General features: G+C 54.5%; 7 protein-coding genes. All 7 read left to right on the forward strand.

Annotated features, from left to right (window positions below; all coding sequences use genetic code 11):
• Window positions 1-2: 2 nt before the first annotated feature.
• Window positions 3-7,718, forward strand: a complete 7,716-nt coding sequence (locus tag D1841_RS12575) for an SNF2-related protein (protein ID WP_237077170.1) — start codon at window positions 3-5, stop codon at window positions 7,716-7,718.
• A 1-nt stretch (window position 7,719) separates the two neighbouring features.
• Window positions 7,720-8,526, forward strand: coding sequence for a DUF3849 domain-containing protein (locus D1841_RS12580; RefSeq protein ID WP_004060467.1), 807 nt, complete (start codon window positions 7,720-7,722; stop codon window positions 8,524-8,526).
• On the forward strand, window positions 8,523-8,867 hold the full coding sequence (gene mobC / locus D1841_RS12585) for a plasmid mobilization relaxosome protein MobC (RefSeq protein WP_004060465.1): 345 nt from the start codon (window positions 8,523-8,525) through the stop codon (window positions 8,865-8,867). Before D1841_RS12580 ends, mobC begins: the two co-directional genes overlap by 4 nt.
• 132 nt (window positions 8,868-8,999) lie before the next feature.
• Complete coding sequence (locus tag D1841_RS12590) at window positions 9,000-9,593, forward strand: type IV toxin-antitoxin system AbiEi family antitoxin domain-containing protein (protein ID WP_004060463.1); 594 nt, start codon at window positions 9,000-9,002, stop codon at window positions 9,591-9,593.
• On the forward strand, window positions 9,590-10,444 hold the full coding sequence (locus D1841_RS12595) for a nucleotidyl transferase AbiEii/AbiGii toxin family protein (RefSeq protein ID WP_016317473.1): 855 nt from the start codon (window positions 9,590-9,592) through the stop codon (window positions 10,442-10,444). Before D1841_RS12590 ends, D1841_RS12595 begins: the two co-directional genes overlap by 4 nt.
• Before the next feature lie 337 nt (window positions 10,445-10,781).
• Window positions 10,782-11,801, forward strand: coding sequence for a YhcG family protein (locus tag D1841_RS12605; protein WP_160644764.1), 1,020 nt, complete (start codon window positions 10,782-10,784; stop codon window positions 11,799-11,801).
• 2 nt (window positions 11,802-11,803) lie between these two features.
• Window positions 11,804-12,013, forward strand: coding sequence for a hypothetical protein (locus tag D1841_RS12610; protein ID WP_160260364.1), 210 nt, complete (start codon window positions 11,804-11,806; stop codon window positions 12,011-12,013).
• Window positions 12,014-12,132 lie beyond the last annotated feature (119 nt).

The raw sequence follows: 12,132 nt of genomic DNA on the forward strand, positions 1-12,132 counted from the left end.
ATGTGAAAGCGTCCTCTGCTTTTTCTTTTGCCCAAAAGGACATCGACCATGTACTGCGGCTGGGCGGCAATACCGACCGTCTGCGGGAGCGCGTGACAGCTGAATTTGAAAAGCAGAAGCCGATCCCGGAAATAGCCGCCGCCCTGCAATCCCTCTATCATGGCGGCAACGGTTTTACCACCGATGCAGGCCGTATCACAGTCTGGTATGGTGAGGACGGAATCCATCTCTCTCATGGAAAATCCGCCCGATATGATAAATCCGCACAGGTTATTTCCTGGGAGGGCGCGGCGGAGCGTATTGGCGAGCTGTTGGAATCCGGTCAATTTGCGTCCAATGTAGAGCTTGCCGAGGCCGAAGGATATGAGCGGTTGCAGCTGGCAGAAAAATTTTGGAACCTTTGTCACGATCTTAGTGATAGAGCCAAAGAATCCGGTTATCTTCCCAGCCTTGTCCAGAACAGAGGGGGCGGGTTTCCAGAGGAAACGAAGCGGCTTGCCGAGCAGCTGAAAAGCCCGGAGTTCCATCAAACCGTTGCAAAAGAATACGCCGCCTTTTGGCTTGCCTACCAGCAGGACCGGAGCTTGCTGCGGTTCCAGTATCATAATCCCAAGCAGATTTGGGAAAACATGAAAGACCTGTCGCTGCCCCGCAAAGCCTTTTCATCTGAAATGGCAGAGGTTCCTGCGGTTAAGCAGTTTATTACGGAGGATGAGATCGGCGCGGCCCTTTCTGGCGGCAGCAGCTTTGCAGGAGGCAAAGGGCGCATTTATGCCTTTTTCCAGCAGCCCCATACCGACAAGGAAAAAACCGCGTTTCTCCGGCAGGAATACGGAACCGGCGGACGCTCCCACGCACTGTCCGGTGCAACGCACAGTGGCGAAGATCACGATGGAAAGGGCCTGCGCTACCAGAAAAACGGCTGTGACGATGTACGCCTGACCTGGGATAAGGTCGTGAAGCTGGTTGCCGGCCTGATCCAAAAGGACCGTTATCTGACCGAAGCAGAACGGGAACAGTATGAGAAAATCCAGGCAGAAAAGGAACTGGCAGAGGCGGGCATTGTAGAATCACAGAGCCAGCCTGCTCCTGTCCATGAAACGGAAACAGAACCGCCCCAGCCCGCGCTGGAAGATGTGCTGGAACAGCACAAGCCGGTTGTGACCGCCGCAATCATGGAGGATACGGCATACCGCAACGCCTGCGGCCATACTGACCATGAAAACGCTGTGATTGAGGGCAACGCCGCTGTACGCCGCGCGGTTTTGGACTCCGGCGATATACAGCTTATCAAACAGTATTCGGATGTGCCGGAGTTCCGCCACCGCCTGCATCAAGAGGTGATTGCCGAAACCTATCCAAAACTCCATGAGCTTCTGCGCCCTCTCTCCCAGGACGATATTGACGAAGCCCTCTGTGCATGGAACGGAGATATGGACAGCAAACGGACCGTAGTCCGCTACATGGAGGACCATGCCAGGGACAAAGACACCGCCGCATGGCTGTCCAGGGAGTACGGCGGTCCTGAAAATAAAAACCTGTTCATTGTCCGAGCCGGAAGCCCTGAAACAATCGAACTTCCCTGGCCCAAGGTACAGCGCCGGATCGCCCAGCTTATCAAAGAGGACCGCTTTTTTACAGAGGCAGAACGGGACAATCTGGACGATATAGACCCTATCGCAATCCGGGAAAATCTGGCCCAGCGCGGCATTGTAAACGGGCAGGTAACAGAACCGGAGAAGCTGGACAATGCCCCCTTTATCCAGCAGGTCATGGCTGATGTGGAGCAGATTGCCGCCGATGAAGCAGAACCGCGCTTTTCCGTTGTTATGACCAGCGATGCGTTTCCCGACCCGGAAGATGCGTTTGCTGTCTGGGATAATCAGACCAATGATTACTATACCGCCTCTGATGGAACGGTACGGACATTTTCAAGAGAAGAAGCTGCGGAGCAATTCCTGGCCGGGCTGGAACCGCAAGAGATAAAGGCGGACCGGCAAGAGGAACCGGCACAGGAAACAGCCGCACCCGCTGCGGACGAACCGGGAACACTTCCCCGCGACCCGCTGGCATCGGCCTATGGCGTAGGGGATTTTGTTTTTCTGGGAGATACCGAGTACCGCATCACCGATTTGCAGCAGGGCTATGTCCAGCTGAATGACCCCGCGCTGGCCTACCCCATTTACCGGACGGAAAGCAAAGAACAGTTTGAACGCGCCATCCGGCAGGACCCGCGCAACAGCGCCATCACCGACTATCTCCCCGCCGATCTGGACCAGTTTTCCCCGGATTTACGGGAGGCTCTGACCGGGGATGGCGGTTTACTGGATGGGTTGGCAAAGGACGATATAGCGGCGCTGCTACGAAGCGGCGCAGGCAATCCGGCTGTCGCCCAGCATCTTTCCCAGCGGTTTTCCGGTACAGTGGAAACTATGCAGCTGGAAACCGGAGATACGGCGGATTACCGGGCCTCCGCAAACGGCATGGAAGTGGAGATTCTGCGGGAGGATGAAACGGTGCTGGCGGCACTGTATGAAAGCTGGGAGCCGCTTGCCGCTGCCCTGCGCGCCCTCTACCAGCAGGAGCTGGACGGATTCTCCCACGAACCGGCACAGCCAAGTAAACAGCTGGCAGAGGAACAGCCGGATTTAGGGAATCCCCCTGCACCAGAGCCGGAGCCGCAGATCACCATTACCCCCGTCACCCGTTATCCGGGCGAACAGAACCATCTGCCCTACGATATAGAAATTCATACGCTGCACTTTGATGAACCGGAACCCACCCCTCCCCAGCCGACTGCCGGGAACTTCCGTATCACCGACATCCACCTGGGCGAAGGAGGGCCAAAAGCAAAGTTTCGGGCCAATATGGACGCAATCAATCTCCTGAAAGAATTGGAGTTTGAAAACCGGCAGGCCACGCCGGAGGAACAGGAAACCCTTTCCCGGTATGTGGGCTGGGGCGGTCTGTCAGACGCTTTTGACGAGAGCAAGCCCGCCTGGGCAAAGGAGTTTGCGGAACTCTATGCCACGCTGTCCCCGGAGGAATATGAAGCTGCCAAGGGGACCACCTTAAACGCCCATTACACCAGCCCTACCGTTATCCAGGCCATTTATGAAGCGGTGGGGAAAATGGGATTCCAGACCGGCAACATCCTGGAACCCTCCTGCGGCGTGGGCAATTTCTTCGGTATGCTGCCGGAGGAAATGCGGGGCAGCAAACTGTACGGCGTGGAACTGGATTCCATCACCGGGCGCATCGCAAAACAGCTCTATCCCAAAGCAGACATCACTATCGCGGGCTTTCAAACCACTGACCGGCGGGATTTTTATGATTTAGCCGTAGGAAACGTGCCGTTTGGCCAGTATTCCGTCCATGACCGGGCCTATAACAAGCTGAACTTCAACATCCACAACTACTTTTTCGCCAAATCGCTGGACCAGGTGCGTCCAGGCGGCGTCGTGGCCTTTGTCACCAGCCGCTACACGATGGATTCCAAGGATTCTACGGTGCGCCGGTATCTGGCGCAGCGGGCGGAGCTGTTAGGCGCGATCCGTCTGCCCAACAATGCGTTTAAGGCCAATGCCGGGACAGAGGTGGTATCCGACATCATTTTCCTGCAAAAACGTGACCGCCCGATTGACATTGCCCCGGACTGGACGCAGACCGGACAGACCGAAGAAGATTTTACCATCAACCGCTATTTCCTGGACCACCCGGAAATGGTGCTGGGCAGGCAGGAGCCGGAAAGCACCGCTCATGGCATGGATTACACCGTAAATCCCATTGAGGGATTGGAACTTTCCGACCAGCTGCACGACGCCATAAAATATATTCGCGGAACCTACCAGGAGGCCGAACTGCCGGAGCTGGGCGAGGGGGAAGAAATTGATACTTCTATCCCCGCTGACCCTGATGTAAAAAACTATTCCTATACCGTTGTGGACGGTGCGGTGTACTATCGGGAAAACAGCCGCATGGTGCGCCCTGACTTAAACGCCACCGCCGAGGCCCGCGTAAAAGGGCTGGTGGAACTGCGGGACTGTGTGCAGAAGCTCATCGCACAGCAGATGGACAGCTTTGTTTCGGATACGGCAATCCGTGAAACCCAGGCCGAATTGAACCGGCTCTATGACGCATTTTCCGCAAAGTACGGGCTTATCAATGACCGGGGGAACCGGCTGGCCTTTGCCGATGATTCCAGCTATTATCTGCTCTGCGCGCTGGAAGTCATTGACGATGACGGACATCTGAAGCAAAAGGCGGATATGTTCACCAAGCGCACCATCAAGCCCCATCAGGCCGTTACTGCGGTGGACACCGCCAGTGAAGCCCTGGCTGTTTCCATCGCGGAAAAGGCCGAGGTGGATATGGCGTACATGGCCGAACTGAGCGGCAAAACCCAGGAGGAATTGGCGCAGGAGCTGCGGGGCGTGATCTTCCGTCTGCCCGGACCATTGGCGGAGGGGGAAACGCCCCGTTATGTGACAGCGGATGAATACCTCTCCGGCAACGTGCGCCGGAAACTGCGGCAGGCACAGCGGGCGGCGGACAAAGACCCCGCCTTTTCTGTCAATGTGGAGGCGCTGACCGCCGCCCAGCCAAAGGATTTGGACGCATCGGAAATCGAGGTGCGCCTGGGGGCTACCTGGATTGACAAAGACTATATCCAGCAATTCATGTACGAAACCTTCCACACCCCGTACTATCTGCAAGGAAAGATTGAGGTCAAGTATGTCCCCTACACCGCCGAGTGGCAGATCACCAGCAAAAACGCCGTTGGGTACGGCGATGTAGCCGCCAACACCACCTACGGAACCGACCGGGCCAACGCCTACAAGATTCTGGAGGACAGCTTAAACCTGCGGGATGTCCGCATCTATGACACCGTTGAGGACGCCGAGGGGCGGGAGCGCCGGGTACTCAACGCCAAAGAAACCACCCTTGCCGCCCAGAAGCAGATGGCGATCCGGGAAGCCTTCCGGGACTGGATTTGGAAGGACCCACAGCGGCGGCAGACGCTGGTGCGCCAGTACAACGAGGAAATGAACAGCATCCGCCCCCGCGAGTATGACGGGCAGCATATCCGGTTTGCGGGCATGAACCCGGAAATCACCCTGCGGGAACACCAGAAAAACGCCATCGCCCATGTGCTGTACGGCGGGAATACCCTGCTGGCCCATGAGGTGGGCGCGGGCAAGACCTTTGAAATGGTAGCCGCTGCGATGGAATCCAAGCGGCTGGGCCTGTGCCAGAAATCCCTCTTTGTGGTGCCGAACCACCTGACCGAGCAGTGGGCGTCCGAGTTTTTACGGCTCTATCCTTCCGCGAATATCCTTGTCACCACCAAAAAGGATTTTGAAAGCCACAACCGCAAGAAATTCTGCGCCAGAATCGCCACCGGGGACTATGACGCGGTGATTATCGGACACTCCCAGTTTGAGCGTATTCCCATCAGCCGGGAACGGCAGGAGCGCCTGCTGCGGGAGCAGATCAATGAGATTACCGACGGGATTGCCGAGGTGGAGGCCAGCGGCGGGGAACGCTTTACCGTCAAGCAGCTGGAACGCACCAAAAAATCGTTGGAGGCAAGGCTGGAAAAATTGCAGGCCGAGGGCCGCAAGGACGATGTGATTACCTTTGAACAGCTGGGCGTGGACCGGCTGTTTGTGGACGAGAGCCACAATTATAAGAACCTCTTTTTATACACCAAAATGCGGAATGTGGCGGGGCTTTCCACCACAGACGCGCAGAAATCCTCCGATATGTTTGCCAAATGCCGCTACATGGACGAGATCACCGGCAGCAGGGGCGTTGTGTTCGCCACCGGAACGCCGGTCAGCAACAGTATGACCGAACTTTATACCATCCAACGCTACCTCCAGTATGAGCGGCTCCAGGAATTGAACATGACCCATTTCGACTGCTGGGCCAGCCGCTTCGGGGAAACGGTGACAGCCCTGGAACTGGCCCCGGAGGGCACCGGCTACCGGGCGCGGACAAGATTTTCCAAGTTCTTTAACCTGCCGGAGCTGATGAACCTGTTCAAAGAGGTGGCGGACATCAAGACCGCCGACCAGCTGGACCTGCCCACCCCGGAGGTGGAATACCACAACATCGTAGCAAAGCCCACCGGACACCAGCAGGATATGGTGAAGGCCCTCTCCGAGCGCGCCGCCAAAGTCCATTCGGGAACCGTTGACCCATCAACCGACAATATGCTGAAAATCACCTCGGATGGCCGCAAGCTGGGGCTGGACCAGCGCATCATCAACCCCATGCTGCCAGACGAACCCGGCACCAAGGTCAACCAGTGCGTGGACAATATCCTGCAAATCTGGCGGGACGGACAGCCGGAAAAGCTGACCCAGCTGGTGTTTTGCGACATTTCCACGCCCCAGGAGGCTGGCTCCAAAAAGGTGGCTAAAACGCTGGATAACCCAATACTTCACGCTCTGGAACAGGCAGTCCCAGAGCCGGAGAAACCGCTGGCCTTTACGGTCTATGAGGACATCCGGCAGAAACTCATCGCACAGGGGATGCCCGCCAGCCAGATCGCTTTTATCCATGAGGCCAATACCGAAGTCCGCAAAAAGGAGCTGTTCTCCAAAGTCCGCTCCGGCCAGGTGCGCGTCCTGTTAGGCTCCACCCAGAAGATGGGGGCCGGGACCAACGTGCAGGATTTGCTGGTGGCCCTTCACGATCTGGACTGCCCCTGGAGGCCCGGAGATCTGGCACAGCGAAAAGGGCGGATCGAGCGCCAGGGCAACCAGAACCCGCTGGTCCATGTTTACCGCTATGTGACCGAGGGGACCTTCGACGCATACCTCTGGCAGACGGTGGAGAACAAGCAGAAATTCATCTCCCAGATCATGACCTCAAAATCCCCTGTCCGCAGCTGTGACGATGTGGACGAAACCGCCCTGTCCTTTGCGGAGATCAAGGCCCTATGCGCCGGGGACCCCCGTATCAAGGAGCGTATGGATTTGGATGTGGAGGTATCCCGCTTAAAGCTGATGAAGGCCGACCACCAGAGCAAGCAGTACCGGCTGGAAGATCAGCTGTTAAAGCACTTCCCGGAGGAAATCGAGAAACACAAAGGCTTTATCCAGGGCTTGGAAACGGATATGGAAACCCTGGCGGCACACCCCCACCCGACAGACGGATTTACCGGCATGGAAGTCCGGGGCGATACGCTCACCGACAAAGAGAACGCCGGAGCCGCCCTTTTGGACGCCTGCAAGGAGGTTAAAGGCTCCGAGCCGGTGCAGGTCGGCAGCTACCGGGGATTTGCTATGTTTGTAACCTTTGACGCTTTTCAGAAGGAATATATGCTCCAACTGAAAGGCCGCATGACCCACCGTACCGCCCTGGGTGCGGACCCGCGCGGCAACCTGACCCGTATTGACAACGCGCTTTCCCAGATGCCCCAGCGGTTGGAAAGCGTCAAAATCCAGCTGGATAACCTTTACCAGCAGCAGGCCGCCGCGAAGGAGGAAGTGGGCAAAGCCTTCCCCTATGAGGAGGAATTGCGGGTCAAGAACGCCCGTCTGGTAGAGCTGGATATGGAGCTGAACATGGACAGCAAGGGGCAGTCCCGTCCAGAAGCGGCGATTGCCAAACGCGAAAGGCCCTCGGTGCTGGAAGGGCTGAAACGCCCCCTCCCGCCCCGCAGCATGGAAAAGAAACCCAGACAACAGGAACAGGAGGCAAGATAATATGAACAGCAACGAAAAGAATACGGCCCTTTATGAGAAGATGGCCGCTGAACAGGATACCTTCCGGGATTGGCTGAAAAGCCAGTCCCCGGAGGAGGTCTTAAACCATGCCTATGAGTACACCGTCCGGGAGGACATTGTGATGGCGATGGAGGAACTGGAACTCTCCGATAACCAGGCACAGGCGCTTCTGGATTCCCCCTCCCCGCTGGCTGATGTGTACCGGCATTTTGAAAAGCTGGAAACCGGCTATATGGATGTGATCCGGGAAAGCATTGAGGAACGGGCGAATGAGATGTGCAAGGAAAAAGAGGAACAGAGAGCCGCCCCGGTCTATCCCCACTCCGCCGCCTATGCGTCCGAGCATGGGGAGATGGCGCAGTACCGCGCCTCCCTGCAAGTCAGTCTTGCCTGCAAAGAAGCCATTGAGCAGGCCATCAGCGCCCACTATGGGGATAACCGCCTGAATACCGAGGCCGCTGTCAAAGAAGTGCTGGAACAGTTCGGGCCGGAGCGTGTGCAGGTTATCCTTGCCAATACGGTGCTGAAAAAGGAGCATGACGGGCGTATCTCCCGCGATAACAAAGCCTGGGCGAAAACAATCCCCATGCCGGAGGATGGCGGCGATCCCCGCCACAGTTATGCCCTGGTGGTGGATAAGGTCAACCCCGGTCTGACCGACCTGTTTTTGAAGCAGGCGCGGAAAGTCCTTCAAGCCCCGGAGAAAGGCTCCGTCCTGGAAAAACTCAAACAGGAGCCGCCGGAACGCAAACCCGCCGCCCCTAAGAAACGGGAACCGGAACGATGAGCGCGGCAAAGCGGAAACGGGAGGTGCAGGTGAATTTCCGGGTTTCCCCGGAGGAGCTGGCCCTGATTGAGCAGAAAATGGCCCAGCTTGGAACCGTCAACCGGGAAGCCTATCTGCGGAAAATGGCGCTGGACGGGTATGTGGTAAAGCTGGATTTGCCGGAACTGAAGGAGCTGGTGTCCCTGATGCGCTATTCCAGCAACAACTTAAACCAGCTGACCCGTAAAGTGCATGAAACCGGGCGGGTTTATGACGCTGATTTGGAAGATATATCCCAGCGGCAGGAACAGCTTTGGGAGGGTGTGCAGAAGATACTGGCCCAGCTTTCCAAGCTCTCCTGACCGGATAGTTTGCTCCATCTGCGGAGGGAGGAACGGCGTTCTTCGCCGCGCCTTCCTCCGCTTTTTCTTTTTGCCGCTATTTACTTTCGTGCTACAATCATGTATAATAGTAGCACGAAAGGAAGTGAGGGCATGACACAGTTTGAACAGCTGGACACGATTTTAGAGGGACAACACGGTATGCTCCAAACATCAGAGGTGGTGAAACGGGGAATTCCAAAATCCGTTTTTTACAACTATGTGAAGGAAAAAGAATTGGAACAGGCGGCACATGGGGTTTATGTATCGCCGGATGCCTGGGTCGATGGGATGTACCTGCTCCATTTACGATGCAGCCAGGGGATTTTTTCTCATGAAACGGCGCTGTTTTTCCATGATCTGACCGACCGGGAGCCTTCCCCCTATTCCATTACCGTCAGACGGGGATACAGCACGACCAGATTGAAAGCGGACGGGATTTTGGTCTACACCATAAAACCGGAGCTGCATGACGTCGGAAAGAGTACGGCTCGAACCCCTTTCGGGCATACGGTTCCGGCTTATGATATGGAGCGAACCATCTGCGACCTGCTTCGCTGCCGGAGCAGTATGGAGATGCAGACATTTCAAGGGGCGCTCAAAATGTACGCCCGCAGGAAAGAGAAAAACCTGCGGAGGCTGATGCAGTATGCAGGGCTGTTCCGGGTTGAAAAAATTTTGCGGCAGTATTTGGAGGTGCTATTATGATAAAGACAGCAAGGCAGCTGAAAGATTTGATCCGCAATCTCGCAAAGGAGAAATCGGCGGACGCACAGATTTTGATGCGGAACTATATGATGGAGCGTTTCCTGGAACGTATTTCCCTTTCTGAATATCGGGATAACTTTATTTTGAAAGGCGGGATGCTGGTTGCCGCAATGGTAGGGTTGGATGCCCGGTCTACAATGGATTTAGACGCAACCGTCAGAGGGGCCAGCGTGAATGTGGAGGACATTGAAAATCTGATGTCCTCCATCATAGCAGTCCCCATTGAGGACGGAGTGGAGTTCCAGGTGAAAAGCATTTCGGAAATCATGGACGAGGCCGAGTATCCGGGGATTCGGGTCAGCATGGCCACTGTTTTTGACGGAGTGGTGACGCCGCTGAAAATTGATATTTCTACCGGGGATGTGATTACGCCAAGGGCAGTCCGGTACAGCTTCCGGCTTATGCTGGAGGAACGCTCCATTGATATTTGGGCGTACAATCTGGAAACCGTACTTGCGGAAAAGCTGGAAACAATGATTGCCCGGACCATAACAAACACCCGCATGAGGGATTTTTATGACCTCTACATTTTGGAACAGCTTCACAGAAAAACGCTGGATTCCGATATTCTCCGCCACGCGCTCCTTGCTACTGCCCGCAAGCGTGGGACGGAGGGGCATTTGAAAGAGGCGAAGGAAGTGTTTTCCGAAGTAGAAAACAGCCATGCGATGCAGGCGCTTTGGTCCGCTTACCGCAGGAAATTTTCCTATGCGGCTGATCTGGAATGGAACACCGTTATGGGGGCGGTCCACCGTTTGTATGCTCTGACAGAGGACAGTGAATCGGAATGAAAAAGCGCGGGCATTACTGCAAAATCTGCGGTGAGTATAAATCAAACGAAAAGTTTTCGGGTAAAATATCTGAAACAATAATGAGGTAAGTTAATGAGGGATGTTAGTGGGGTAAGTTAATGGGGGATGTTCCCCATCAGTTATGAGGGCGTTCTGTCCGGCTTATGAAAATGCCAGACACCGTCTGTTAAATTGTCATGGTCCCATTACTGCGGGCTTTTGACGCTCTCCAATGAGAACAAACGCAGCTTTTATGAAAAAGACAGCAAGATATTTGGTGCATTTGTTTTTTGGTGATTTCGTGGTATAATCGTCCATAGGCAAGGAGGGAGCAAAATTGAATCACGATTTGCAGATTAACCAAAATGCGGAACAGACCTATCATTCTATCCGCAATTCGATTGTTTCCGCGCAGCACCGTTTAAGCGCGGCAATAAATTCCACTATGGTAATCACCTATTGGGAAATAGGCGAACAAATTTATAAAGCGTGTGGGGAAAATGACCGGGCCGAGTATGGAAAGAAGCTGCTGCAATATTTGTCTGAACAGCTGACTGCTGAATTTGGAAAGGGTTTTAGTGTTCAGGGATTACGCAATATGCGGCAATTTTACTGCACCTTTCCAATTCGCTCCACACTGTGGAGCGAATTGAGCTGGTCCCACTACCGGCTTTTGATGCGTGTGCCAGACGAGCAGGCAAGGACTTTCTATGCGGAAGAATGTGTAAAATCTGCGTGGAGTGTCCGGCAACTGGAACGGCAGATCAACACCATGTACTACCAACGCATTTTAGCGAGTCAGGATAAATCACTTGTAGCAAAAGAAATCCAGTCTACCGAGCCAAAACCGGAATATGAAAAAATTATCAAGGACCCCTATGTGATGGAGTTTTTGCAGATTCAGCCGGACACTCATGTGTATGAGGGCGAACTGGAGCAAGCCCTGATTGACCATCTTCAGCACTTCCTTTTAGAGCTTGGACGCGGTTTTTCATTTGTGGCGCGCCAAAAACGGTTTACACTGGATGGGCAGGACTTTTTCATCGACCTGGTTTTTTATAATTATATTCTGAAATGCTTTGTCCTCATAGATTTGAAAATGGGCAAGCTGACCCATCAGGATTTGGGCCAGATGCAGATGTATGTGAATTATTATACTCGTGAGATGATGAATGACGGTGATACGCCGCCGATTGGCATTGTCCTTTGCGCGGACAAAGGAGATTCCATTGTAAAATATACGCTGCCGGAAGATAACCGCCAGATATTCGCGTCGAAGTATTTTACTTATTTGCCATCCGAAGAAGAACTGAAACGGGAGCTGAACCTGGACAGCTTTTATAAGATGGAAGAATAAATATGGGAGCCAGTAATAAAGTCTGCCCCGTCTGCGGCAGAAAAATGAAACAGCAGTTTATCGGCTTACAGCATTGTAAATGCGGGATGAGCTGGAAAAAGGACATCGGGTTTTTTGAGCGCACCAGCAATATGGTCTTTGCGTTAGAGCGCCGGACTATTGGAAAAAAGGTCAGACAAATTCCGATCATCCGATATAAAAATGATGAATAAAAAGAAACAAGCGGTCTGCGTATGCAGACCGTTTTGTTATGAAGGGAGGATTCCATCATGGCAACCACACGCATCATGCCGCTGCACACCGGCAAAGGCCGCACCGAAAGCCAGGCGGT

Source organism: Neglectibacter sp. X4, assembly GCF_009917365.1.
GTDB lineage: Bacteria > Bacillota > Clostridia > Oscillospirales > Acutalibacteraceae > Acutalibacter.

Excerpts from the sequence above, each read along its gene's own strand:
- D1841_RS12580 (WP_004060467.1), top strand. The coding sequence starts at position 7,720 with ATGAACAGCAACGAAAAGAATACGGCCCTTTATGAGAAGATGGCCGCT.
- mobC (WP_004060465.1), top strand. The coding sequence starts at position 8,523 with ATGAGCGCGGCAAAGCGGAAACGGGAGGTGCAGGTGAATTTCCGGGTT.
- D1841_RS12590 (WP_004060463.1), top strand. The coding sequence starts at position 9,000 with ATGACACAGTTTGAACAGCTGGACACGATTTTAGAGGGACAACACGGT.
- D1841_RS12595 (WP_016317473.1), top strand. The coding sequence starts at position 9,590 with ATGATAAAGACAGCAAGGCAGCTGAAAGATTTGATCCGCAATCTCGCA.
- D1841_RS12610 (WP_160260364.1), top strand. The coding sequence starts at position 11,804 with ATGGGAGCCAGTAATAAAGTCTGCCCCGTCTGCGGCAGAAAAATGAAA.